24 protein-coding genes and 1 tRNA gene are annotated in these 26,342 nt (G+C 44.6%); 16 read left to right on the top strand and 9 right to left on the bottom strand.

Annotated features, from left to right (window positions below):
• Positions 1-124: 124 nt before the first annotated feature.
• The 8 genes from AC1XUF_RS18410 to AC1XUF_RS18375 all read left to right on the top strand — a co-directional run bounded on the left by AC1XUF_RS18410 (position 125) and on the right by AC1XUF_RS18375 (position 7,114).
• On the top strand, positions 125-1,363 hold the full coding sequence (locus AC1XUF_RS18410) for a phage integrase SAM-like domain-containing protein (RefSeq protein ID WP_483343293.1): 1,239 nt from the start codon (positions 125-127) through the stop codon (positions 1,361-1,363).
• 4 nt (positions 1,364-1,367) lie between these two features.
• Positions 1,368-2,435: a hypothetical protein gene (locus tag AC1XUF_RS18405; protein WP_483343292.1), complete on the top strand. Its 1,068-nt coding sequence runs from the start codon at positions 1,368-1,370 to the stop codon at positions 2,433-2,435.
• Positions 2,436-2,501: 66 nt separating this feature from the next.
• Positions 2,502-2,801, top strand: a complete 300-nt coding sequence (locus tag AC1XUF_RS18400; protein WP_041735500.1) for a helix-turn-helix domain-containing protein — start codon at positions 2,502-2,504, stop codon at positions 2,799-2,801.
• Positions 2,791-3,996 carry a primase-helicase family protein gene (locus tag AC1XUF_RS18395; protein WP_483343291.1) on the top strand — a complete coding sequence of 402 codons (1,206 nt, stop codon included), beginning with the start codon at positions 2,791-2,793 and terminating at the stop codon, positions 3,994-3,996. The genes AC1XUF_RS18400 and AC1XUF_RS18395 overlap by 11 nt, the downstream gene beginning before the upstream one ends.
• Before the next feature lie 218 nt (positions 3,997-4,214).
• Entirely contained in the window at positions 4,215-5,150 is a 936-nt protein-coding gene (locus tag AC1XUF_RS18390) for a toprim domain-containing protein (RefSeq protein ID WP_483343290.1), read from the top strand.
• Positions 5,151-5,272: 122 nt separating this feature from the next.
• A complete protein-coding gene (locus AC1XUF_RS18385; RefSeq protein ID WP_483343289.1) occupies positions 5,273-5,650 on the top strand; it encodes a plasmid mobilization protein in 378 nt (125 codons plus the stop codon).
• A gap of 43 nt (positions 5,651-5,693) precedes the next feature.
• Entirely contained in the window at positions 5,694-6,578 is an 885-nt protein-coding gene (locus AC1XUF_RS18380) for a relaxase/mobilization nuclease domain-containing protein (protein ID WP_483343288.1), read from the top strand.
• Positions 6,575-7,114 (top strand): hypothetical protein, encoded by a 540-nt coding sequence (locus AC1XUF_RS18375; RefSeq protein ID WP_483343287.1) that lies wholly within the window; start codon positions 6,575-6,577, stop codon positions 7,112-7,114. The genes AC1XUF_RS18380 and AC1XUF_RS18375 overlap by 4 nt, the downstream gene beginning before the upstream one ends.
• 561 nt (positions 7,115-7,675) lie before the next feature.
• On the opposite strand, the gene AC1XUF_RS18370 is transcribed toward AC1XUF_RS18375, so the two are convergent.
• Both AC1XUF_RS18370 and AC1XUF_RS18365 read right to left on the bottom strand, forming a co-directional pair.
• The gene (locus AC1XUF_RS18370; protein ID WP_483343286.1) at positions 7,676-8,935 is read right to left on the bottom strand and encodes an epoxide hydrolase family protein; all 1,260 of its coding nucleotides are present in this window, start codon (positions 8,933-8,935) and stop codon (positions 7,676-7,678) included.
• 64 nt (positions 8,936-8,999) lie between these two features.
• Positions 9,000-9,857 (bottom strand): SDR family oxidoreductase, encoded by an 858-nt coding sequence (locus AC1XUF_RS18365; protein WP_483343285.1) that lies wholly within the window; start codon positions 9,855-9,857, stop codon positions 9,000-9,002.
• A 260-nt stretch (positions 9,858-10,117) separates the two neighbouring features.
• Between AC1XUF_RS18365 and AC1XUF_RS18360 the strand changes: the two genes are divergently transcribed.
• Both AC1XUF_RS18360 and AC1XUF_RS18355 read left to right on the top strand, forming a co-directional pair.
• On the top strand, positions 10,118-11,152 hold the full coding sequence (locus AC1XUF_RS18360; RefSeq protein WP_483343284.1) for an SDR family oxidoreductase: 1,035 nt from the start codon (positions 10,118-10,120) through the stop codon (positions 11,150-11,152).
• A 47-nt stretch (positions 11,153-11,199) separates the two neighbouring features.
• Positions 11,200-12,018, top strand: a complete 819-nt coding sequence (locus AC1XUF_RS18355; RefSeq protein WP_483343283.1) for a helix-turn-helix domain-containing protein — start codon at positions 11,200-11,202, stop codon at positions 12,016-12,018.
• A 117-nt stretch (positions 12,019-12,135) separates the two neighbouring features.
• Here the strand turns inward: AC1XUF_RS18355 and AC1XUF_RS18350 are convergent, their stop codons facing one another.
• Positions 12,136-12,534, bottom strand: coding sequence for a hypothetical protein (locus AC1XUF_RS18350; protein ID WP_483343282.1), 399 nt, complete (start codon positions 12,532-12,534; stop codon positions 12,136-12,138).
• Positions 12,535-12,699: 165 nt separating this feature from the next.
• Entirely contained in the window at positions 12,700-13,185 is a 486-nt protein-coding gene (locus tag AC1XUF_RS18345; RefSeq protein WP_483343281.1) for a Crp/Fnr family transcriptional regulator, read from the bottom strand.
• Positions 13,186-13,535: 350 nt separating this feature from the next.
• On the opposite strand from AC1XUF_RS18345, the gene AC1XUF_RS18340 reads away from it, so the two are divergent.
• The 6 genes from AC1XUF_RS18340 (at position 13,536) to AC1XUF_RS18315 (ending at position 18,444) form a co-directional block, all read left to right on the top strand.
• Complete coding sequence (locus tag AC1XUF_RS18340) at positions 13,536-13,940, top strand: nuclear transport factor 2 family protein (protein WP_483343280.1); 405 nt, start codon at positions 13,536-13,538, stop codon at positions 13,938-13,940.
• Positions 13,941-14,223: 283 nt separating this feature from the next.
• Complete coding sequence (locus AC1XUF_RS18335; RefSeq protein ID WP_483343279.1) at positions 14,224-14,580, top strand: SDR family NAD(P)-dependent oxidoreductase; 357 nt, start codon at positions 14,224-14,226, stop codon at positions 14,578-14,580.
• A gap of 84 nt (positions 14,581-14,664) precedes the next feature.
• Positions 14,665-15,576 (top strand): helix-turn-helix domain-containing protein, encoded by a 912-nt coding sequence (locus AC1XUF_RS18330; protein ID WP_483343278.1) that lies wholly within the window; start codon positions 14,665-14,667, stop codon positions 15,574-15,576.
• Between the two features lie 42 nt (positions 15,577-15,618).
• Positions 15,619-16,536 (top strand): oxidoreductase, encoded by a 918-nt coding sequence (locus AC1XUF_RS18325; RefSeq protein ID WP_483343277.1) that lies wholly within the window; start codon positions 15,619-15,621, stop codon positions 16,534-16,536.
• Positions 16,537-16,668: 132 nt separating this feature from the next.
• Positions 16,669-17,628 carry an SDR family oxidoreductase gene (locus tag AC1XUF_RS18320; RefSeq protein WP_483343276.1) on the top strand — a complete coding sequence of 320 codons (960 nt, stop codon included), beginning with the start codon at positions 16,669-16,671 and terminating at the stop codon, positions 17,626-17,628.
• A gap of 108 nt (positions 17,629-17,736) precedes the next feature.
• On the top strand, positions 17,737-18,444 hold the full coding sequence (locus tag AC1XUF_RS18315; RefSeq protein ID WP_483343275.1) for a helix-turn-helix transcriptional regulator: 708 nt from the start codon (positions 17,737-17,739) through the stop codon (positions 18,442-18,444).
• A 338-nt stretch (positions 18,445-18,782) separates the two neighbouring features.
• Here the strand turns inward: AC1XUF_RS18315 and AC1XUF_RS18310 are convergent.
• The 5 genes from AC1XUF_RS18310 to AC1XUF_RS18290 form a co-directional block, all read right to left on the bottom strand.
• Positions 18,783-18,856, bottom strand: a tRNA-Pro gene (locus AC1XUF_RS18310).
• Positions 18,857-19,151: 295 nt separating this feature from the next.
• Entirely contained in the window at positions 19,152-22,583 is a 3,432-nt protein-coding gene (locus tag AC1XUF_RS18305; protein WP_483343274.1) for an efflux RND transporter permease subunit, read from the bottom strand.
• 114 nt (positions 22,584-22,697) lie between these two features.
• Positions 22,698-23,831, bottom strand: a complete 1,134-nt coding sequence (locus AC1XUF_RS18300; protein WP_483343273.1) for an efflux RND transporter periplasmic adaptor subunit — start codon at positions 23,829-23,831, stop codon at positions 22,698-22,700.
• A gap of 45 nt (positions 23,832-23,876) precedes the next feature.
• The gene (locus AC1XUF_RS18295) at positions 23,877-25,250 is read right to left on the bottom strand and encodes a TolC family protein (RefSeq protein WP_483343272.1); all 1,374 of its coding nucleotides are present in this window, start codon (positions 25,248-25,250) and stop codon (positions 23,877-23,879) included.
• The gene (locus AC1XUF_RS18290) at positions 25,240-25,800 is read right to left on the bottom strand and encodes a TetR/AcrR family transcriptional regulator (RefSeq protein ID WP_483343271.1); all 561 of its coding nucleotides are present in this window, start codon (positions 25,798-25,800) and stop codon (positions 25,240-25,242) included. Before AC1XUF_RS18290 ends, AC1XUF_RS18295 begins: the two co-directional genes overlap by 11 nt.
• Positions 25,801-26,342 lie beyond the last annotated feature (542 nt).

The raw sequence follows: 26,342 nt of genomic DNA, 5'->3' as shown, positions 1-26,342 counted from the left end.
CATGATTATCATAAAATGCTCTGAATGAGCATTTTGATTATTTTTAGTAACTTTGGTTAACTTACGTTAGACACGAAATGTTCGACCTATGTTCGACCTATGTTCGACCTAAAGTTGTAGTGCTATGGCTATTTCGACCAAGTTTGTATTACGGAAGAAACGTGATTCGGAGGAAGTACAGTTCCCGATAATGCTGCAAATCATTATCGACAGAAAGAACCTTCTGGTGAGTACGAGGAAGATATGTTCGGAAGTTCAATGGCAGCCGAAGTTTCAATCCGTTGCAAAAACACATCCGAAGCACAAGGAAATTAACCTCCTGCTTCGCACCATTGAGTCGGAGGTAGACTTCATGATCATTTCTTACGGGAAGCAAAATAAGCGCCCCTCGTTTGACGAAATCAAGGCGCTGGTCAAAAAACTGACTGGCGGCCACACTGAACCTGAAAAGAAAAAGCTGTTTGTACTTTTTGAAGAACACATTGCCAAGCTGAGAAGTCAAAACCGGCTGGGCAGTGCAGAGTCGCATAACTCGACGCTGAAAAGTCTTAAACACTTTATGAACCAGAAGGATCAGGATATCCTCTCGATCGGCTTGCCATTCATTAACCGTTATGAACAATGGCTGATCGACAAAGGCTGTACAATCGTCACGAGAAGCTTTTATCTGAGGACCTTCCGCACGCTCTGGAAAGTCGGGATCAAAGAAAACTATTATCCCGAAACGCACTACCCCTTCAAAGACTTCTCTTTCTCTAAATACAATAACCCTCGCACGAAAAAGAGAGCAATCTCGAAGGAGCAGATCGAACTGATTGCAGGAGCCGAAATTGATCCGGGAAATGACACCCTGATCAACTCACGTAATTATTTTCTGTTTAGCTTTTACTGCCGAGGCTTGAACTTTACAGACCTGGCAGAATTGAAATGGGCGAATATTGTTGATGGCGAGCTCCATTATGTTAGATCCAAAACAAAGGAAGAGTTTCGGTTTCGTTTGCACCCTTCAGCAGTTCAAATATTGGATCACTACAAAGATCTGAAAGGTAACAGCGATGCTGGCTTTGTGTTCCCAATCCTGTACAAGCGTCACGCAACGATTCAATCGGTTCGGGATCGAAAGAAGAAGATTTTGACCAGGGTTAACAAACAAATTAAAGAGTTGGGCATATCCCTCGGTATTTTGAAGCCTTTGACAACCTATGTGGCCAGGCACTCGTATGCGACCACGCTTCGGCGAAATGGTATATCCAAGGAGAACATAGGGAGATCGTTGGGGCACGATAGCTTGAAGACCACTGATATTTATCTGGAAGACATAGGAGACCCTGTCTTGGATGATTTGATCAACTCAACGATTTGAACGAATGTATTTTTTTAATTTGCCAGGCTTCGATCCTGATCTTGGTATAAACTTGGACGATCAAGGACGGTTTCCGTATCTGAGATTCGTGGATCATGTTTTTCGCAGAGGAAACGTAGACTACCTATCACGCAACTTCCATTTTGAAAACATTGCCGATAAAGCAACGCCGCCGATATTTCTAAGTGAACCGAACCTAGAAGCCATTTTCGACCTGAAAGACCGGAAGAATGTCATCGTAGACCATCATAACCCAATCTCCGGTTCTTACGCCGACGAACTGAGAGCGCAATTTGACAAAGGTTACTTCGACGCGATGAAGGAATATCCACAACAAATAGTCTCTATTTTCTACAATCCTGACAACGAAAGCAAAATCGCTCATTTGGAGCAATTCATCGAATTTTGCTCCTATCATTTATACTTTGAGGGGTTTGCTGTTCCATCCTGTTTATACACGCTCGGATTCATCCAGGCCTACCTTGTGCGTGCGTGTGGCGATAGAATAAATATGCTACGTCTTCCTAAAAACAGACCTTCTGTCGTGTCCCGGAAGCAGGAATTGCCAGAAGCCGAAGTGCAAACGAAAGGCCCTGAGCGGATTCCACTAGACTATGCGGTTGATGAAATCATAGCCATGTGGTTGATCCTGGTAGATGCGTGGAAATGCAAGGCAGTGGGCTCGATTCAGGTTTTTACTAGTGAAGGCGAAGTGTTGCAGCTCCTCGGAATGATGTTCGAAGAAAAAGCAGGCAGACTGCCCAGACCTGAACACAAGTACTTTGAAATGCCTCCGGGAAACTACGAGAGGGTTTTAAACCTGCTTATGCACGCGACCTATAAGCTGAATACAGATAGAAACAATATTGGGCTTGACAGATACTGTCAATTGCTGCTCGATACATTTTCCTGCTATTCGAAAACAAAGCTAGAAAGCCTTCGGAGTAACATCAATAAAGCACGTGGCAACATCGTGCAGAGCATTGGCAATCTGACTGATAGCCCTCATTCTAAAAATGTTTTGAAAACATTAAGGAAAATAAACGAGTACGGAGTTGAAGACCTGACTTAGTCAACTTCATATTGTTTTTCCCCGATTTTCTAGCCTTGCTTTGCCCATCACCAAAACGCAAAAGGGATGAGCACAACAGTTCTAGTTTCAATGAACGATCAGCAGTTATCGGAGTTGATCGAGTCTTCACTGCGCCGGGTTTTAGAGTCAAAACCGGAGGCTGCCGCCGATACCAGTGACACTTTGCTGGACACCAAGGAGGCCGCGCGCCTTACCAAATACAAGGAGACTTCCATTTATGGGCTGGTGAAAAGGAAAAAGATTCCATTTTGCAAAATGGAGGGAAAGCTACTCTTTTCACGCAAGGAGCTCCTGGAATGGATTGCCAATGGTCAGCAAAAAATCGGAGGTAGTCATGAAAGATAATTCGGTTTACCTGCGCATCGGTACCAGTTACTTTAAGAAAGTCAACCGGCCACTATCCTCCGGAGACACGATTTCCTCGTTGATCCCCTGGTCTGCTGAGTGCATCCGGCTGGATCACAGCCGTGACTATTTGAAAGACCGGGTGGATTGCTTCGACGGATTTTGTTTTGTACCGAGCCACTTGGACTACCAACAAAAGGTCGGCGGGTTCTACAATCGCTACCAGCCATTCCGGCATGAGACGCGGCAGGGGGATGCCTCGGTAATATTCCAGTTCCTCGGTCACATTTTCGGCGAGCAGATCGAGATGGGTTATGATTATTTTAAAATCCTGCTCGAACGTCCGACCCAAATCCTGCCTATCCTGTGCCTGGTCAGCGAGGAGCGTGGAACCGGAAAGACCACATTCCTGCATTTTGTCAAATCCATCTTTGGCGAAAATATGACGATCAACAGCAACGAGGATTTCCGCTCCAACTTCAACATCGAATGGGCGCAGAAACTGGTCATCGGGGTGGACGAAACGTTCCTGGATAGAAAGGAGGATTCAGAGCGGATCAAGAATCTGAGCACGGCTCGGTTTTACAAAGTCGAGGCCAAAGGTCATGACCGGCAGGAGGTGGAATTCTTCGGAAAATTCATTTTGTGCAGTAACAATGAAGATCACTTTATCATCGCCGAGCCAGGGGAAATTCGTTATTGGGTGAGAAAGGTGCCACCACTAAAATCAGAGAACCACCACCTGCTTGCCCAGCTACGGGCCCAGATCCCGTTCTTTCTGCATTTTTTGGTGAGCCGTGACTTCGTCCATTCCAGTAAAACAAGAATGTGGTTTACTGCGGATCAAATTGCGACACCTGCATTGAAAAAGCTGCTGAACCAAAATCGGAATAAGCTGGAAGTGGAGATCGCCCATATCCTGCTGACGATCGCAGATGAAAAGGAGCTGGATGAAATCCGGTTTTGCACTGGCGATGTCCAGGACTGGCTCAATAAAAAGCACATCCGTTTCAAAGACCTCTCACAGATCAAGCGGATCCTGCAAAATGCCTGGAAGTTGAGCCCGGCGAGTAATTCACTCACTTACCCGCAATACAAATTTTTAACCGACGGTTCCGTCTTCGAGCAGACCGGCAAGGGCAGGTTCTATACCCTATCCCGAAGACGTATAAATGAGCTCAACGAATTGCCCTAATTTTTGATGCTTTGATGCGCATCATATTTAATTAATTGATTAATAAATAATTACAACGCATCAAAATCCGCATCAACGCGCATCAATCCCAAAATAGCGATGCGGCCCCTGATGCATTTTGATGCTTTTCTGATGCGGGCTTAAATGATTAAAATCCAATCAGTTGCAAGCTCTCCGCATCAATTCATCAATTTTTTCACTTTCAAGCCCCAGTAATTATGACTTGCGAGCAAGCCAAACAGATATCTATGGTAGACCTGCTGGAACACTGCCATATCCGTCCTCAATATGTGAGGGGACAAGAACATTGGTATCTCTCCCCGTTCAGAGATGAGAAAACGCCTTCATTCAAGGTCAATGCGCGATTGAATCTCTATTATGACCACGGTAGCGGTCAGGGAGGTGATATTATTGATTTGGGACGCACCCTGTTTCGCTGCGATACGAATGCTCTGTTGGAAAAATTGGATTCTGGCCTTTTTCTATTTCAACCGCAAGACCTAAAATCGACGGGCTTGCACATAGACAATGGCGTTACCTCGGCGAGGGCTCTCGATCCATCTGGCATCCACATTACTGCTTTAAAGGAGTTAGGCAGTAACCCGGTAATTACCCAGTACCTGGAATCGCGCGGTATCGATCTGGCCATTGCGAAATCATACTGTCGCGAGGTATACTATCGGGTCGGCGACAAGAATTATTTCGCCGCCGGTTTCGAAAACCGGTCGGGTGGCTATGAGCTGAGAAGTGCCTATTTTAAGGGCTCGAAATCTCCGAAGGATATATCCCATATCGAGAATGGCCATAGCTCGGTCTGCGTGCTGGAAGGCTTTATGGATTTTTTGTCGCTTCTCTCGCTTCGAAAACAGGAGCAGATCCAGACCGACTTTGTAGTGCTCAATTCGATAAGTCTGGCAGAACGAAGTGTGGACATTGTCAAAGGTTACAGCACCGTATTTCTATATCCGGATCACGATGCAGCCGGGAAAAAGCTGCTTGAAAAATTCGAGAACGCGGGGCTCAATTGCGTCGATGCCTCTGGTATCTATAAGGATTATAAGGACCTGAATCAGCTGCTGGTTGCAAGCAAACATCAGGAAAAACAGCCACAACATCGGTACTGTCACAGGAAGTACCGAGGTCTGGGCCTCTAAGTTTCTTTAAGGGAGCAAGTTTGTGTTTTCGCTTCGCAAAAACTCGTTCCGACGCCGCCGAAACTCAAACTTGCTTTTTCTCCCGATGGTCGCAAAAGGTAATCAACAGATTTTGTCAACGAATGAAAGAGGTAGAAAGCATGGAGCAACAGTCACACAAATCCAAAGGCGGAAGGCCGCCCAAAAAGGTCAAACGAAACGCGCAGCTGATGGTCCGGCTTTCAGAGACCGAGCGGTTTTTGATCGAGTCCAAAGCCAGCGATGCAGGCCTTCGGCCAAGTACCTGGCTGAGGCAAGCGGCTAAGAAAGCCAGGGTTGTTGCGCGGCTTTCAGCAGAGGAAGCAGGTTTCATCAGAATGTTGGCTGGCTTGGCCAATAACCTAAATCAGCTACTCAGGTTTACAAATATGCAGGGGCTGCTGTACGAGACAAAAAAAGCCACACAGCTTCTATCAGACATTGATCATTTACTCAAAAGACTAACCAGCGATGATCGGTAAGATAGTGATAGGATCAAGTTTCAGTGGGGCAGTCAGGTATGTCATGCAGAAAGAGCAGGCTATCGTGCTTCATGGAGAAGGGGTCAGGACCCAGGATGTAAAATCAGCTATCCATGACTTCAATGCCCAACGCCAAATGAATCCCGAGCTGGGCAAGGCTGTCGGCCACCTGGTGTTGAGTTGGAGTGCGTTCGACAAGGATAAGCTCTTACAAAAGATCATGGTCGAAAGGGCGGCTGAATATATGGCTAAGATGAAAATCCAAAACACCCAATATTTGGTTGTTGAACATCGCGATACCAACCAGCCTCACATTCATATTATCTACAACCGGGTTGATAATGCTGGCAAATCGATCTCCGACCGGTTCCAGAAGCGAATGAATCAGAAGGTTTGCAAGGAGATGACTTTGGAACATGGCTACTACATGGGCAAAGGAAAAACGCTGGTTAACCAAGCGAAGCTTAAAGGGATTGATAAAACGCGTTATGAGCTGGCAGATCAGATCAAGATGGCAAGCAGATCCGCCATGAATTGGAAACAATTCGAAGGTATGCTTTCATCGAGCGGAATTGTCCTCATCTACAAATACAAGTCCGGTACCGATCAGATTGAAGGTATCAGCTTCCAGAAGGATGGAACGGTGTTGAAGGGCTCAAAAATGGACCGAAGCATGAGCTTTCTGGCACTTGATGGAAAGCTGCGGGAAAATTTTCAACAACAGATGTCGATTAGGCGTCGGATGTGGGAGCGTGGGACACCACCACCGACGCAAGAAAAAATGCCATCTCACCGATATGGTTTGCCAAACTACAAGGAAGAAAACTTGCTGAAAGACTTGATGGATCCGATAAATCAATATGACACTGTTAATCCGGAGCTTAAAAGAAATCACAAACGCAAAAAATCGAGAGGACTACATTTATGAAAGATATCGAAGATAAACTGGATGAGTTCGAGCAGATCCTAGCTATACTGGTAAAAAAGATTTCAATGTTGGAAAGCTTATTGATTGATCCGAAAGTCCCGGTCGATGATTTAGCCCGTCAAATGCTGGCAGACATTCAAGCAAGCTTGGCAAAAGTGCCCTCGGGGAACATGATGCTTTCTGAGCTAATAGGTATTCGAAAGCGCCTTGATGCGTTATCGCATACTCTGGAAAATCCTAAGCCAGTTACATTCGATTGGAAGGCTAAAAGTTACTTCATTTCCTTAGCGGTTCTACTTTCTACTACCGCCGCTTCGATTGCGACGGTTAGATGTTCGAATGAGGAAATTGAACAGGCGAGCCGAACTGCGGTGAGATATGAAGTGGCTCAGCAATTATCTCCCCGTTTAACGGGTATGATCGATCAAGCCTTCGACCAAACAACGGAACCCTCAGTAGATTCGCTTCGGCACGCCTGGGAGTTGCTGGAAACAAATTCGCACAAGCCTGAAAGTAGCAAGCGGAAAAGGCGATGAAGGAAGTACGGTTTAACGTCCATAACTGCAATACACTGTAATTAGATTACATGCACCACTAAACTGTATCGTTTAAGGCCGGTTTTCGCGAAAAAACTACCTGGATGCAATTCATGCCGCGGAGTACGGAAAAACGACCGGATTAATGTTACGCAATAACAAATAGATAATATCTATATCTAGCGCAAAAAAGCCTGATCATCTTGACCAGACTTCGAACTCCTTGCTTTGAATTGCTTAACTGTATTCAGTAGCGCTAGCCAGGGAAGGCAGTATTGCCTGTCAATGTACCTTTGCTTGATTTCCAAACCCGGCAACTTCTACTTTCCGTCCTATTGCTGTATCATACCACCAGCTGTAATAGTAGCGCCTCTTTCAAAATCAGAATATACATGCCAGTAACGGATCTGAGTGACAACAAACTTGGTAAAGGATATCATGTAAAATTGAGGATGCAGTCTATCCGGGAGGCTGGGTTCAGGCAAACCCAGATAGCAAACGACAACTTTTCATGAATCAGCGCTATTCATTTACGCAGTTCTCATGCAGTTGTTTTCGTATTCAATTGCTACGAAAAGACCTGAATGCATCTCTCAGGTCATCAACATATAGCTCCGGTTGTTCCATTGCTGCGAAATGTCCGCCTTTTGGCATTTCCTTGAAACGAACCACATTATAACCACGTTTAGCTACTGATATGGGTGCATGGGTAAAGGCGAAATCGTAAGGATATTTAGATATCATTGTGGGAACGCTGACATAGCCTGGCCAGGATGATTTCATCTCTGTCATTGCTCCACGATAATACCAGAAGCTGCCGTCAATGCCATTGTCATTGATGATATAAAGCATAATGTCAGTTAACAGGCGGTCTTTTGATATCACCACATCCAGATTGCCTTTGTTATCCGACCAGGACCAGAATTTTTCAGCAATCCATGCGGCTGTTCCCAGCGGACTATCGTTGAGCGCTACTGCCGGCATCATCGGTTTTCGAGCTTGCATCCGCCAATAGTCCATGCTCGCCGTTCTGAAATCGTCACCTGCCTTGAAATAGGCCTTTTCTTCTGCTGTTTGTTCTTTTTCAGGAACAGGTACACCAGGGAAGAAATTCAGATGGATACCTTTTACATTTTCCGGGTAATTGTACCCCAACAAAATAGTAGCACCTGCTCCCCAGTCACCGCCCTGTGCGTAATAGCTCTTATATCCAATCACTTCGGTCACCAGCTTATTCCATAAACGGGCGGTGGTAATTCCGTTAACCGGTTTATTAGGCATGGAGGAAAATCCGAAGCCAGGCAATGCAGGGATGATCAGTGTAAAGGCGTCTTCCGCTTTGCCGCCATATTTGGAAGGATGGGTAAGCGGGCCGATAACATCAAAAAATTCAAAGGTTGAACCCGGCCAGCCGTGGGTTATGACCAATGGCAAAGGATTTTTACCTTCCCCTTTTATAAAATAGAACTGAATATCCATGTCTTCTACATGCGCTTTATAAAGCGGGTAACTATTCAGCAGCTTTTCCTGCTTGCGCCAGTCATATTTTTTTATCCAATAATCCTGAAGTCCGGCAAGCCATTTCATGTCCATACCCGTTTCCCAATTGGATTCTGCACCCTCCGAAGCAGGCATTTGCTTCGGTATCCGTCCACTTTTAACCCGTTCCATAACAGAATCCAGCCTGGCCTGCGATACTTTTATTTCGAAAGGTTTGACTAGTTCAGGGTGAGCAAAATCAGCCTTGCTGACTACATTTTGGGCCGATAAAACAGCCGCTGAGAAGTTCAGTATCATGGTTATTAAAAGGAGCTTTTTCATAATGATCATTTTTAGAAGAAAAATAAGCGGTTCGGAAGCGATTGCCTCCGTATTACCAGGTGGATCAGGCAGTGTACTTTGCCAACCATTTAGCTTTGGTGGCTGCCCTTGCATCAATGAATTCCTGATCGGTTCCTTCGGCAATGGGGTCCAGGGGGAAGCGTAATGGACGGGTCCCATCCTGCATACTCACCAGTTTCAGGATACCGTCTGCAATAGTCTGAGGATCCATGTTGTACTGTGCCATCTTTCCGAACAGCGCGGTACCGATGGCGTTGAATTTCTCTGTCGCTGCTTCGCCGTAGGCGGTGGTGATTTTCGGCTTATCCGAATGCACGCCGGCCTTTGATCCGTTGGTCATTTCAGTAGGATAAACACCCGGTTGAATGGTGACATTCTCTATATTATATTCCGCCAGTTCATCCTGTAAGCCTTCCGATATAGATTCAACGCCGAATTTAGAGGCCAGATACGGCACCATAAATGGCAGGGTATGGCCGCTTGCACCAGAAGTGATATTGATGATGAGGCCTTTCCGAGCCTCGCGCATGGCGGGCAGCACTCCCTGGTAAGTCCTGACTACGCCATAAAAATTAACTTCAAACATTTCTTTGATCTGATCGATGCTATAGGCTTCTAAAAGGCCAAATCCTGTTACTCCTGCGTTATTGATCAATACATCGATACGGCCGTATTTCGCGAACACCCCGGCAAAGGCCTTTTTAACCGACTCATCCTTTGTCACATCAATTTCTACAACATCAACGTGGGGTAATGCTGATAGATCCTTTGCAGGTCCTGCATTTTTCCCGGCGATGTCACGCATGCCCGCAATTACCCTATAACCCGCATTTGATAAAGTGATGGTCGTCAGTTTACCAAATCCTGTACTTGTTCCTGTAATGAAAATTATCTTTTCCATGATCTTATTTTTTTGTTTTTGAATGCCCAAAATTGCATTTATGCGGACAGTCCCACATTGATGTATGATAAAAAGGAGCATTGATAAATGTCAATAAGAAGCGCCGGATATGGCATCTAAAATGTGGGTTGATTAAAGATCCATCGATTTCATTTAACAGAAACTTAGCAAAATGAACGCCACAACAAAATAGAAAAGGACACCACAACAAAACGTAATGGCTAAATAAGGAGGAGATTTGCTTTATAAATAGAAAAGCAATGGAAACAAGAAAAAATGAAACAGTATTGGTTACCGGAGGATCTGGCTTTGTAGGAAGTTACTGCATTATACAATTACTCAGGGAAGGGTATAAGGTCAGAACCACCATCCGGTCATTAGATAAAGTAGACACATTAAAGGAAACACTGTTTGCCGGCAATGCCGAAAACATGCAAAACCTTACTTTTTTTGCGGCTAACCTCACAAGCGATGAGGGCTGGGATCAGGCTGTGGCTGGATGTGATTACATCCTTCATGTGGCTTCCCCGTTTCCGGCGGGAGAACCCAAAGACGAGAATGAGGTCATCATACCTGCACGGGACGGCGCTTTACGGGTGTTGCGCGCAGCGCAAGCTGCAAAGGTTAAGCGGGTGGTATTAACCTCATCATTTGCCGCAATCGGTTATTCCATTAATCCGAAGAACCACGTTTTCACCGAGGCAGATTGGACTGACCCCAATATAGCATTACCAGCCTATATTAAATCTAAGACGATCGCAGAACGCGCTGCCTGGGATTTTATGGATAATAGCGCCGGTGATATGGATTTAGTTGTCATAAATCCCGTTGGGATCTTTGGTCCTGTTTTAGGAAAAACTTTTAGCAGTTCTATCGGCATGATCGTGCAGTTACTTTCAGGAAAGATGCCCGGGACACCGCAACTATCGTTCGGCATTGTGGATGTCCGTGATGTAGCTGATATCCATATCAAAGCAATGAAAAATCCTTCGGCTAGCGGCCAGCGGTTTCTGGCAACATCAGATGGATTTATGTCATTTCCTGGTATTGCCAAACTATTAAAAGCTGACAGGAATTTACCTGTTGACAAAGTACCATCCAAAGTTTTACCGAACTGGCTGGTAAAAGTAAGCGCATGGTTCAAGCCGGAATTGAAAACTATTGTCCCGCAGTTGGGCGTGGTGAAAACATTGTCAAATGCAAAAGCGAGATCTGTTTTGAACTGGGCCCCACGTGCCAAAGAAACCACGATTATAGAGACGGCAGAAAGTCTTGTTAAATTTAAGGTAGTATAATTAACATTATTATATTCTTCGACGTTTGACTTGATAAATCTCTCATTATGATATCTGCTCATGAACAGCCCCAGATACTGATTTCCTGTTACTACAAGAAATCAATGACCGGAGAGGATATAGTAAACCGGCATGCTTTTGCTTATCAGATTACAGGAAGCCTGACCGTTCAGGATGGACGAGAGAAGGTGACCTTTCAGCCGGGAGACTTTCGCTTCAATGTTCGTAACAGATTAGCTAAATTTGTTAAGCAACCTGGTGAAAGTGAGCCCTTCAGCTCGCTTTCCCTGCAATTTGATGAAGAAACATTACGGGAATTCGCCGATGAGCACCATCTGATCGCAGAAGCGACATCTTATGTTCCGCCCTCGTTCCAACTCCAAAAACATCCGCTTCTTGAGAATTTTGTAGATTCGCTGCAGCATTCACTTCCATACTTCGGCTACGAAAACAGTGATTTGATGAAAATAAAATTGAAGGAGGCTTTGGTTGTTCTCCTGAAAGTGCAGCCTGAATTGAAAAACATACTTTTCAATTTTCAAACTCCTGGCAAGATCAACCTTAAGGCATTCATGGAGCGGAATTTCCGCTTTAATTTAAGCCTGGCACGGTTTGCCTATCTCACTGGGAGAAGTATATCGACCTTCAAACGCGATTTTTTAGAGGAGTTTTCGATGACACCGGCAAAATGGCTGCAGCAGAAAAGATTAGATGAAGCTTATTATCTGTTGAAAGAAGAGAACTTTAAAACCACCGATGTATACACAGAAGTAGGATTTGAAGACCTTTCCCACTTTTCTTTTGTGTTCAAAAAGCATTTCGGGGTTAACCCTTCTAGTATCTCCTTAGCTAATTCTAGGTTTTAAAATTTCGCTATACAAAATCATAGAACCAATCGCTATGATGATTTCGATACTCTTTGCGACCAGACTGCACCCAGGCAAGTATAATATCAATTCCCACTATTACCATCAGCGACCAGGTCATTCAGCCTTTACGCTTTCCGGGATCAGATCCTGGTACAACCCAATTACTGTTTCATTACTCAAAAGCAAGTGGCAATAAATAAATGCATTACTAATCATTTCGATGTTGCCCAGTAGTTTAGCTCCTGAATTTTGCATCAGTAATATCATCTCACCCAGACTTTCGACGTTATATCCAATAACTACATTTGTGTTTTTAAATAAGTATTCAGGATAGCATGATCCGGGTCCGTAGAACTCCATTATTGTTCCATCCTTCATTCTGTAAACCGCCAAACCAGGGTCAATCGGTATTCTTTTTAGTTTCAGCCCATTGGACAATAGTACCTTAAACATGTCACCATCGGCAGTACCCGTTTTAACCGTGATCCGATTTATCGTTTTAGTCTCTTTCATGTCATTCAGTTTATTTAAACAAAGATTGGCCGGTCAGTTAAACTATAAGCCAAGGTCGGCTACTCCGGGCAAGCAAAATTGAATGATTAAAAGCATTTGAAAATTGACATAAAATAAAATAGCACTTGATTTATATCAAGTGCTATCAATTTAGGCAGAAGAATTTCAGCGTTTAGCGATCTGTTTTCTGACCCTGCTTAATGTTTCTGCGGTAATGCCTAAATAAGATGCGATCATGCTTTGCGGAACACGCATATTTAAATGAGGAAATTTTTCCAGAAGGCTTAAGTATTTTTCCTCAGCGGTCAGGCTGATGAATGTATGGATTCTGTTTTGAGCAACGAGGAAGCTTTTTTGTAATATGGCATTGATCATATTGTTGAACGCAGGTACCTCAAAACACAACTGGTCAAATTTTTCCTTGCTGATCAGCGCCACTTCCGAATCTTCTATCGCGTCAATATTATAAATTGAAGGCAGACCAGTCTGAATGCTTTCCCGGTCGCCAATCCACCAGTTTTCTATGGCGAAATTTAAGATATGTTCGCCCCCCTTATCATCTACCGTATAGGTGCGCAAACATCCCTTGGTAACAAATGCATGGTTCTTGGTGACATCGCCCTCCTGACTGAGATACTGTCTTTTTCTCACTTTTTTTATAACTGCCGCTGCGACAACTAGATCCAGTTCCTCTGCCGTGTAGTTGCCTTTTCCTTGTAGATATGTTTTAAAAACCTCGATCACTGGTAATCTATTGTGGTGTTAAGTATACGGACTAAATATAATGAAGAAATATTAATCTGATGATACTATACCTCAATACACGCTAACTGCAGCACCAAGCTATATTGAAATCAAACCGATCATTGGATATCAAGAAAATGGAAACACCGGGAATTGATATAAATCAATCTTATTTCTTACGATAGGTCAATGGACGTGGCCGATGAACAAGCCATTTTTGCAGTGTCAAAATAACATAAACATTTAAAATCAGAGACATGAAAACTGCAAAGGAATTATTGCTGAACTATCTGGAAAACGCAGGAAACCCTGATTTTCAGATCGAACTATTCGCCGACGACGCTGTATTTGAACTGCCTTACCTGGCAAGCCTTGGTATACCCGCGCGATGGGAAGGCCGAGAAGTATTATACAACTTCTTAAGTAATCTGCCAAAGACATTCCCCGGATTCAAATTTAAAAACATTCAGATCCATATTGACACACCTGATCAAGCTTTTGGTGAGTATGAGGCCACAGGTGTTATTGCGTCAAACGGCAAAGATTACGCGCAGCACTATATGGGCCGTGTCATGGCGGAAAATGGTAAAATCAAATTGATTCGCGAAGCCTTGAATATGGTGCCGGTTGTCAGAGACATTAAAGGTATTGTTATAAACTAATGATGAATAAAAGCCTCCCGCAAGTAGGGTTAATAATCCCTTAATGCTGGAGGTTTAACGTTCATTGACGACTACATATTAAAACACTTATGATCAGAATCTTGCGGTTTTACTTTCGTAAGTTTATCGTTTTGCCAATCTGAACACCCTCACTGTATCCGGTGTTCACCATGAAAGAATTTCGGATCAAAAACGTCAATTCGGAAACAACCTTCCTCGATCTGGAAACATCCCAAAGCTTTTTGCAGCCCAACTTTGCATGATCAAAATATCAGACAAGATCATGCAAAAAACAATTTTCGTTACCGGGGCTTCATCAGGATTAGGAAAAGCCACCGCCAAATTATTTCAAAACAAAGGTTGGAAGGTCATCGCAACCATGCGTAACCCTGCATCGGAAACAGAGTTGAATCAACTCGACAACATTACGTTGCTTCCTCTCGATGTGACAAACCCATTACAAATCAAAGAGACCGTGAGTCAAGCACTTGCCCTGGGCGATATCGATGTGGTATTTAACAATGCGGGTTATGGTCTAATGGGTCCATTGGAAGCATTAACAGATGACCAGATCCTTAAAGAAATCAACACCAATTTATTGGGCGTGATCCGCGTCACACAAGCTTTTATCCCCGCTTAGCACTTTATGCCAGACGCGAGGAAATTGGCCAGCTGGCAACTATGCGTGAGATCAAACAATTATTTATCGGATAAATTTGCAACCATGCAGCTTATAGAATCCATTTCCGAATTTCACCGTTTGCTTTCGCTCCCGGCCCCGTTACACCCGCTCGTGAGTGTAATCAATGTTAAGGATGTAAAGCCTTTGGACAGTCATATCTGGGCCAAATTTTCTGCCAATTTCTATTCCGTTTCAATCAAACATGATGTGAAGGTCAAAGTGAAATATGGTCAGCAATACTATGATTTCGACAAAGGCGTCATGAGCTTTTCTTCTCCCAAACAGGTGCAAGCCGTCGAACTCGATGATTTAAATTCGCTGATCCAGGATTGTGGTAGCGGTTGGATGCTTTTGTTTCATCCTGATTTTTTATACGGGCATGCACTGGGCACCACCATCAAAAGCTATGGATACTTTTCATACGAATTCAATGAGGCCCTGCATCTCTCAGAGAAGGAAGAACAAACCCTCGCCGAGATCTTCACCAAAATTGAAAGTGAATACCAATTCATCGACGCCCACACGCAGAACATCATTTTGACGCAGATCGAGTTGTTGCTGCAATACTGTGACCGGTTCTACCAAAGACAATTCATCACCCGCAAAAAAGCGAGCAATGCACTATTGGTCCAGTTCGAGAGGATCGTAAACAAATATTTCGATTCCCAGACGGCCATAGACCGCGGTTTGCCGTCTCTGGAAGATATTGCCTCCCAGCTAAACATCTCGCCCAGATACATGAGTGATATGCTGCGCACATTAACGGGCCAGAGCGCCCAGCAGCACATACAGGAAGTGATTATTGAAAAGGCAAAAGAAAAGCTTTCGACCACCACCCTCTCCGTTGCCGAGATAGCCTACGAACTGGGGTTCGAGCGGCCTCAGTCCTTTAATAAGTTATTTAAAAATAAAACCAACCGGACACCGCTGGAATTTAGGGCAAGTTTTAATTAAACATATCTCAGTCAGTTGAGCTGACTTACAATCAAAATTTTCATGGAAAAGTGGACTACAGATAATATCCGGGATCTGTCCGGGAAGACTATGCTTGTTACCGGAGCCAATTCGGGGATTGGATTTGAAACCAGTTTAGCATTAGCCCAGAAGGGTGCTCATGTGATTATGGCTTGCCGTGATCAGAGAAAAGCAGATGAAGCAAAAGAGCAGGTAATCCGCATGGTACCGGATGCCCGGATTACGCTTATGAGCCTGGATCTGGCTGATCTGGATTCTGTCAGAAAATGCGCGGAAGCTATTTTACAGACCAACGATCAGCTACATGTGCTCATCAACAATGCCGGGGTGATGGCCACGCCTTACTCTAAAACAAAGCAAGGGTTTGAAATGCAGATCGGCACCAACTATTTTGGGCACTATGCTTTGACAGGCCTGCTCTTACCGCTCGTGCAAGCAACGCCAGGTTCGCGGATCGTCTCACTTTCAAGCCTGGGTGCTAATTTTGGAAAGCTTGATCTTGAAGACATCATGAGTGAGCGTAAGAAATACAAAACCTATGATGCTTACAGCCAGGCAAAGCTGGCCAACCTGATTTTTGCATTGGAACTGGCCCGAAAGTTGGAGGCGTCCCAGTCTGAAACCATTTCCATTGCAGTGCATCCGGGCGGCTCACCCACCAATTTGCAGCGAACGAGCGGCTTTTTGATGGCCAAGATCATTACACCACTGCTTTCTCAATCTGCCGACAAAGCCGCTTTACCCTCCCTGCTTGCAGCGACGGATTTTTCCGCAACCAACGGCAGTTACTGGGGACCAGCAGGATTTATGAAGCTTAAAGGTTATCCTGGCCCTGCTGCAATCCCAAATCAAGTAAAAGACTTAGCGGCAGCCAGCAAGTTATGGCAGCTGGGAGAAAAGTTGACCGGGGTTAAATATCCATTTTATGTCAGGATGTGACTAGTTGGGATAAAGCAGCCTTTGAAAATTATCACTAAGCTGAACGCTACAACAAAGTAAAATTGAACTTCACAACAAAGCTGCCCCTCCTCATATAGCTGAAATTTGCATCAGAATCTAAAAGAAAATACAATGAACAATCAAACAGTGTTAGTAACCGGGGGAACCGGATTTGTGGGGATCCACACGATTTTACAACTTTTGCAGCAAGGATATAAAGTAAAAACGACGCTTCGGACATTGTCAAAAACGCAAAATATCGTTGACGCATTGAAAGAAGCAGGACTTGCCGATTTGTCAAGATTATCTTTTTTTGAAGCAGACCTTACTAGCGATAATGGCTGGAATGAAGCCGTCAGAGGTTGCGACTATGTCTTGCATGTTGCCTCCCCTTTTCCACTCGCAGAACCCGAAGATGAGAATGATCTCATTATTCCTGCCCGCGACGGCTCGCTCAGAGTCTTGAAGGCGGCCAGAAATGCGGGCGTCAAAAGGGTGGTTCTTACTTCATCGTTTGCAGCGATCGGCTATGGCGTGGATCGCAATGGACATATTTTCGACGAAAACGATTGGACTGACAAAAGTGCCGCGATCCCAGCTTACATTAAATCCAAAACAGTTGCAGAGGAAGCCGCCTGGGACTTTATTAGAAATCAGGGCGAAGGCATGGAGCTGGTAGTTATCAATCCTGTAGGAATTTTTGGTCCTATCATCGGCGGCATCTATCCTGCTTCCTATGAGGGGGTGATCCAAGCAATCCTGGATGGTAACATTAAAGAAAATCCGCCTTTTACATTCGGTGTAGTAGATGTACGCGATGTGGCAGACATCCATATCAAAGCAATGCTCCTACCCCAGGCTGCCGGGCAACGTTTTTTGGCTACGTCGGAAGGAGCAGTGAGTTTTTATGATGTTGCCGAATTAATCAAAAAACAGCGTCCCAAAAGCGCATCTTTGATTGCCGACCTGCAACCAACAGCAGCAGAAGCCTACACTAAAATGTCGAACAAAAAAGCCGTAGAAACTTTTGCCTGGCATCCGCGCAGTAAGGAAGAAGCGATTTTGGCAAGTGTGGACAGTCGGCCGAAGTGATTAAATTTGAGGAAAAATTGTTATTGGATAGTGGAAATTAACAAAATACACTCCTGCCATCTGGGTCCCGAAATTTCTCCGGAATACTTCATACCCGAGCACTATTTCATGTTTCTCTTAAAGGGTTCTATGAAGGCGTACGATGGCAACAAACGCTACTCGGTGCAACCGGGCGACTATTTTGTCGCCCGGAAAAACCATTTGATCCATTACACCAAGTTCAAGGAAGATGATCAGTTTGAAAAAATTATCATAACCCTGGACGAGCCATTTTTGAGACGGTTTTTGGAGCGGCATCCTTATGCTTACCAACCATCGGAGTATTCCGATTCCTTTTTATTTGTAAAAGAGAACAATTTATTGAAGCACTACATCCAATCTTTGGAGCCTTATTATCTGGGCAGCTTGGAACTGGATGAGACTTTTGCGGATTTAAAACGGGAGGAGTTATTGCTGATTTTGCTCAAATCCCAGCCTGGGCTTGCCAATATTTTCTTCAGTTTCGGAATACCGGATAAAATCGACCTGGAAGAATTCATGAACAGGAATTTTCGCTTCAATATCAGTATCCAGCGGTTTGCATTTCTGACAGGAAGAAGCGAGTCATCCTTTAAACGTGATTTCCAAAAGACTTTTGGAATGACACCAGGAAACTGGTTAAAAAAGAAAAGGTTAGATGAAGCCTATTTTCAAATCACCCAGTATCATCAGCGGCCTAGCGATGTTTATCTAGAACTTGGCTTCGAAGATCTATCTCATTTTTCCTATGTTTTTAAGAAACAGTTTGGAAAAGCACCCTCACAATTGACTTTCTAGCCGCATACATTCTTTGCAAGATTTGTGTGTACAGTTAAAGGTCCATTACATTGAGTATATTGAACTCTGATAGTTGTTATTTAGCTCCAAGCCTATATCTGCCGTTGCCGTCCAAATTACATTTAAACCACCGTATAATCGAACACCGGGTGAGTTAGTTGATCAAATAATTCGATTTTAGATGCCCCGTTTTAGGGAGGTCAAACTCTAAAAAATGACAAAATCAGTTCAACCGGAATCAGAAAAACTCAATGAACCTGACAAAAAATGTTCGACCTATGTTCGACCTAAGAAAAAAGCCACTCACAATTTTCATTGTAAGTGGCTGATAATCAATGTCGGGATGACAAGATTCGAACTTGCGACCCCTAGCACCCCATGCTAGTGCGCTACCGGGCTGCGCTACATCCCGTATTCTTTCGGGTTGCAAATGTAATGATCTTTTTAAGTTGAGTCAATTTTTCTCAGGAAACCTGCACGATTTGTCAGAAAAATATTCGTGAAACCTTGTGGATGATCTGATATTTGCGCGGCTGTTTTTTTCAAGATTGTCTGCTCAGCTGCAAATTTCCCCATTTTCGGAGCTACTCAAGTCAAGGGTCAGTGGGATGGCAAACGATTTGAGCGACGTCAATGCCTGACGAGCAAGCTGGATAATATAAAAAAAACCGGTCTTAAAAAGGCCGGTTTTTAAATAGACACTATTCTTAAATTGTTTCTTGCTGCCAGTTTGGATTCACCTGCTCAGGTTTTTCCTTTCTGAACCACTTATCCCTGATGCGCTCATTGACGTAATACATGCAAGGCACCATGACTAGTGTGAGTATGGTCGAGAAGGTCAATCCGAAAATGATCGTCCAGGCAAGTATATTCCAGAAAACGGAGCTTGGTCCCCCTATAATCAGGTGTGGTTCGAGATCGCGGAACAGACCAACGAAATCGACCGTGATGCCCAACGCCAGCGGAACAAGCCCGAGTACGGCGGCCGAGGCCGTCAGCAATACCGGGGTCAGACGGATCGCGCCCCCCTCGATGATCGCTTCACGCATGGGATACCCCCTTCCCCTGAGTTCTTCGATGAACTCAATGAGCAGGATACCGTTCTTTACCACTATACCTGCCAGGGCAATAATACCCACACCCGACATGATAATAGAGAAGTCTTTATGGAAGATCACAAAACCAAGCAACACCCCGATCAGCGAAAGAACAATGGTGAAGAAGATAATGAACGGTTTCACTACGGAGTTGAATTGGGTTGCCAGGATCAGGTAGATCAGCAAAATTGCTGCGCCGAATGCGGTGCCGAGAAATGACATCGACTCGTTCTGTTCTTCCTGCTCACCACCCATTTTAATAATATATCCGTTTGGCACCTGCATATCCGCAATCACAGTTTCGATCTGCGCTACAATCTCGTTGGCATTATACCCAGGCAAAACATCCGAACCCAGGGTTACAATCCTCGATTGATCCTGCCGGTTGATCTGGCTGAACGTGGTTGAATAGTGAATGTTGGCGACAGACGTGATGGGTACCTGACGTAAAGCACCGCCCATCACCATGTCACGGTATACCACATTCAGGCTCAGTAATTTTTCTATCTGCTCCCGGTCGTCTTTTTGCAGGCGGACCATGATCGGGTACTCGTCCTTATCGTCCCTGAATTTGGATACTTCCAGGCCAAACAATGCAGTTCTGACCGCTAATGCAACCTGTTGCGAGCTGATACCTTCGCGCTGTGCTTTTTCACGGTCAATGTCGATCACAATTTCAGGTTTATTAGTTACCAGGTCGGAGCGGAGTTGGTCGATACCTTCGATACCCGAATCCTGCACTTTCTGCAGCACATCTTTTTCCAGTTTTTGAAGAATAGCGAAATCATCTCCTGAAATCTCAATGGAGATCGGTTTACCGGTTGGCGGACCTACTGCTTCTCGTTCTACCGAAATTTCAGCGCCCGGGATACCCTTTACGGCTTCACGGATTTTGCGTAAAATAACATCTGATGAGCGGCCGCCCCTTTCTGTTCCGTAGACGAAGGCTACCGTCACTTTGGATTTGTGCGGGGTTGCCGAGCGGTCGGGATTATAAGGGTCACCGGCATTTTTACCAACATTGGCAATCACCGAGTTCACCATATCCATCGCTTTTTCTTTTTCCAAAACATCGAAAACCCGTTTTTCAATGATCTTGGTCACAGAGTCAGTCACTTTGGCATCGGTACCGATCGGCATTTTGGTATAGACATACACATAATCAGGGTCGCCGCTTGGGAAGAACAATACTTTTGGCTGAGCGATGCCTGTAATGATGAACGTCGCTACTAGCAAGACAAGCATGGAAACGATCGCGATAACGGGCCTCCAGCCTCTTAGTAACCAGTCGATCAGCTTACGGTAATTGTTTTTCAGCGCCGGCAATAGGCGGTCCTGGAATGGGACCAGGATTCTTGGTGTCAGAATATAATGATTGAAAATCCAGAGTACGAGGATGAAAACCACGAAGTTGCCAATACCGCGATCGATCAGGTAGCCCAGTATGGCTGCTACTGTTAAAATGATCAATGGCCGGCGGATTCCTTTGAAGCTGGTATCGTGTGCTTCTTTCTCATCGTCATGACGGCCCATGAATGATACCGCAAAAACCGGGTTCATTACATACGCCACAAAAAGCGAGGCCCCTAATGTGATGATCAATGTGAGCGGCATGAACTTCATGAATTCACCTACAATACCGGACCAGAAAAGCAGGGGAAAAAACGGCGCAATGGTGGTTAACGTACCAGAGAGTACGGGGAGAAACACCTCGCCGGCAGCTGCTTTTACTGCTTGCTGGATCGTCCAGTCCTTGTGCTGGTTAAAAAGCCTGTGCGTGTTCTCGATTACCACAATCGCATCATCCACGACCAGACCGATACCGAGCAGGAAGGCGAAAAGGACAATGGTATTCAAAGTAAACTCGGTTCCTACCATCGGCCCGATGATGGGCATCATTACAAAGGCCACAAGTGCCGACAGTGGCACGGACAAGCCTACGAAGATCGCATCCCGGACCCCCATGAAGAACATGAGTACCATGACCACGAAGATAAAGCCGAGTACGACGGTGTTGATCAGGTCATGCAGATCTGCACGTGTCTGGATAGACGAGTCGGCAGTAATTTTGATGTCCAGTCCGGAGGGAAATCTGTTCTCCTTATAATTGGCAATCACATCTTCGATTTTATCAGCCGCTTCTACCAGGTTTTCTCCCGAACGTTTGATCACGTTCAAGGTGATAACCGATTTATTGGCCAGCCGGGCAAAATCCTGCTGCTCTTCAAAATCGTCTATGACATCGGCGACGTCACCCAGGCGGACGGTCGCGCCGGTTGAAGTACGGATGCGGATATTTGCCATGTCGGCCACATTGGTATATTCACCTTTTACACGTAGTGTCCGGCGCACACCTTCTACATTGAGCTCGCCGCCGGATACGTTGATGTTTTCACCCTGTAATGCAGTTTGCACATCGTAAAATGACAAGCCTGTCGATTTCATGCGATCCAGGTTTACATTGATCTGGATCTCGCGGTTCAACGCACCTAAAATATCTACCCTGGTAATTTCGGGCAATGCTTCAATTCCATCCTGCAAATCTTCGGCGTACTGTTTTAGTTGTTTCAGTGAGTAGTTGCCGGCAATGTTGACGTTCATGATCGGGAATTCCGAGAAGTTAACATCCTGTGCGGTAGGACCAGAATCGAGGTTTTGGGGTAAATCCGTTTTTGCCTTATCGATGGCGTCCCGCACCCTTTGCAATGCGACTTCCACTGCAACGTCTGGTGTAAATTCGACCAGGATTACAGACACATCCTGCAATGCATTGGATTTGATCTTTTTTACCCCGTTCAACGACTTAAGTTGTTTTTCGATGGGCTTGTTGATCGTGTTTTCAATATCGGCAGGAGCTGTTCCGAAGTAAACTGTATTGATATAGATCTGCGGGATTTTGATATCCGGGAATTGTTCTTTTGGCAGGTTGTTGTAAACCATAAACCCGGCTAACGTAATGATAAACGTAAAGATGTAGATCGTCGTCCGGTTCTCTACGCACCAGTTGGTGAAGCCAAGGGTTTTATATTCATCAAATTTCATAACGCTAATTTTGAATGAGTGACCGGGTCGCCGGTGCGATGACTGAATGAGCGAATTGAAAATCAGTCCAATTCGTGACTATAAATGACCTCTTAACAGGTCACCACCCGTTTTTTAATAGCTGATAGGCTGGCCGTCGGACACCTCCTGGTAACCCAGTGTGATCAGCTGATCTCCTGCCGACAATCCGGAAAGTATTTCGACTTTGCCATTGTAGCTCAAACCGGTTTTTACTTCTTTAGCTTTGGCCACCTTTTTATTGCCTTCTGTAACCGCTACGTATACGATATGGCCTTTTTCCGTGCTTTGTACAAAGTTCTGGTCGATCGCCAATGCGTTTTTACTGGTGGCATCGTTGATCTGGACATTGGCCATCATATTCGGCTTAATGTCTTTGTCTGAAGGAAGGTTAGCTTCGATGGTGAAAGTTCTGGAAAGCGGGTCAACTGCCGTACTCACGAAAGATACCCGTGCTTTGAACTCTTTTTTCAGGTCGGGGAATTTGACGATCACTTCGTCACCTTTCTTAACGCTGGCCGCATACGTATCGGAAACTTTCGCCAGTACTTTCAGATTGCTCAGGTTAACAATCCGCACAACGCCGACGCCGGGAGAAGCCATTTCGCCGACTTTCACATTCACCATATCCACTACACCGGCCATAGGAGAGACGATGTTGGTTTGGGAAAGTTGGGTATTCAATGTGCTCAACCTCCTTTCCAATGATTCTTTGTTATTCTTAGCCTGGATAAACTGTATCTCGGTGCCAATCTTCTGGTCCCAAAGGTTTTTCTGCTTTTCGTATAGCGTATTGGCCAGGCTCAATTGCGTTTTCAATTCCTCGATGGATTCCGTCAGGATGCTGTTATCAACTTTTCCAATGAGGCCTCCGGCTTTCACGAAGTCGCCCTCCTTGACATACATCGCTACCACGGCGCCGCCCGATTTCGGGGTTACCATGACGTTGTTTTTTGCGTCCACTGTTCCCTGAAGCTCCACATAATGGCGAAAGGTTTCTGAATCGAGCGTATCGATGGATACTGGCTTGACTTTGGCCTCGGACACTCTGTTAGGTTCAAGTTTGCTGATCTCAATTTCGAGCGCTTTGATTTTTTTCTCGTTTTCGACCTGCGCTGCTTTCAGTTCAGCCAGTTCTGCTTTTTTACCTTCTACTCCTTCTTTTTTCTCCCCGCCGCAGGAAGTGAGCAAGGTGGCAAGGACTGCGATGAGCAAAATATTTTTTTTCATGGTATTAGTAAGTAGCTGGTTCAAATTTTGTTATTGGCGTTAAGATTAATTTTGAGTTTCGATATAAAGCTCTCCTCTTGCTTTGCTCAAATCCACTTTGGCGATCATCAGGTCGTAAAGTGCGGTAAAGTAATTGGTTTGAGCTTCCTTGAAGGATGATTCTGCATTAATCACTTCTATGTTGGAACCTACACCTTCTTTGTATTTGATCTTGGAGACCCGGACAATTTCCTGTGCAAGATCCAGATTGCGTTTCTGTGTTTCCAATGTGGCAAATGCATTTTTGATGTTTATGCTGGCCTGATTACTCTCCAGATCTATCGATTGTTTCAGCAAAGTCTGGTTATTCTTGACCTTGTCGATCGCTATTTTCTTTTGCTCTATCTGGTATCTCTTAGAGAACCCGTCAAAGATCGGCACATTGAGTGTGATCGATAAAACGGAGTTGTTGAACCATTTCGACCCAAATAAGTCACTGAAGCTATCGCGACCATTGTTATGTCCGTAACCTACAGAAGCGGACAAACTGGGCAGATAACCAGCCCGTACATTCCGGAGGTCCAGCCCGGCCAGTTTTTCCTGGGTATTCAGTAAGGAAAACTCGATCCGATTTTCATAGGATACGCCTGCCCGGCTGCTGAGCGTTCTGAGAGAATCAATGTTTACTGCATTGATGTCGTCGGTTAGTCTGATCGGTTCGTCAGCAGGCATTGCCATTTGATATTTAAGAAGCGCATAACTCAGATCAATGAGATTCTGTACTTTTTGGCGTTCTGTCTGCAGATTGTTGATCTGGACTTCGATGCGATTAACATCCAGAAGCTCCACGAAACCGTTGGCGTTCATGGCTTTTGTTTCGCGCATGAGCGAATCAACCCTGCCAATGTTAAGATCGAGTAGTTTTGCACGCTCCTCGGCTACCTGTGCTGAATAGTAAGCCTTGGTTACCGCTTCGGCGACAGATATTTTTGAAGAGGTGATGTTTTTCTGAGCCAGTTCGCGGTAAGTGGCAGCGGCTTTCAGCCCAATAAAATAAGAACCATTGAAGATCAGCTGGTTCAATGTTGCCGAAGCAGATCCTTGGTATTGAACACCGAATTTCAGAGCTACCGGTGGCGCGTCGGCAGGGGCAGTTGGATCGGCGAAGGTGGCCGGTAAAAAGAAACGCTGGATGATCAGGTTGTCAGTAAACGTAAAATTGCCGTTTACCTGGGGTAATCCGGCAGCCCTTATTTCTCCAATCCTGGCTTCTGCTGAGACAGCATCCAGTTGCGAATTTTTGACGTTCAGGTTATGCTTAATAGCATAGTCTACAGCTTGCTTCAGTGTGAAGCCGCCTTCTTGTGCCCGTAGTGGAACGAAGCTAAATAACATCGCCAGCAAAAACAGACTGCCGCGAATGACCTGGTTATTTTTCATGGAAATTGATTTCAATTGCTGATTTATCTTTTATGGTGTTGTAGTATTCAAATCCTTTTTCCGAAAGGACACCCCTCAGAAAATGTAACAGGAACTGCATTTGAACGCGCATCGTCTCGAATTTCTTTGCAGGGAACAGCGTGGGGTCAAACGCCATCACGACCTGCTCGACCCGGAGTATACAAAGTACTTCAATATCGATGTCCGGACGATAGAGGCCTAGTTCAATTCCTTTCACCAGATTATCGCGGATGCTCCTGATGATGTATTCATGCTTATAAGTTTGAAACAGTTCCCAGGCAGCCGGGTAATACTTCTTCAGGTCGTACAGCAGGGTTGGGTTCATGTTGGCAAGCGTATCCCGCATCTGGGTAGAGGCGTACATCATCTGTTCAATTGGATTGGAGGCCTGCTCGTCCAATTTTTCCATCTCACATTTCTGCGACATAATCTCTTGTTCGATTACCAGTGCCAGAATTGCTTCTTTGTCAGAATAGTGTTGGTAAATGGTCCTTTTTGATATACCCAAATCTTTGGCAATATCATCCATTGTGACGCTTTTGATCCCATAGCGCCAAAACAGATTACATGCTGATTTTATAATTCGATCTTTCACATGGCAAATTTGAAATATTCGAATGGCAAAAACTAAGAAAACTCTGAAAATTTTTATAGTTTTCTAATGCTTTTTTAATCTGAGGCTGCAAAAGTAAAAACAAAAGTCTGATAATCGTCTTCAAATGGTTGATATTTAGCTGATTAATATTTTACATCAACAGAAATTTTCCATTTTTTTAATGGTTTGAGAATAGAATTGAGTTAATGTTTGAAATTGACATGAAATATAAAATTGTAAAATAGCAAGAATTAATATATCGAGAGCATAGTGCTGAATGATTATTTTTGTAACCTATAAGGTACTTTTAGCTTATTTAAGAGCCTAAATGTAGAAAGAGATTAAAAGGAGTCGCAACCAAAAAATTATCAGGCGGATTATTTGAGGTATGAACTTGTGAAAACAACAGATAAATCTATCTTAACAGGGAATGATTTAGTAACAAACCACGTTTGGAAATGACGCATATTGTGCTC

This window comes from Dyadobacter sp. HNCC25DJ185, assembly GCF_056895195.1.
Note: the sequence above shows the minus strand (reverse complement) of the source record. Positions and strands in the feature narration are given on the sequence as shown.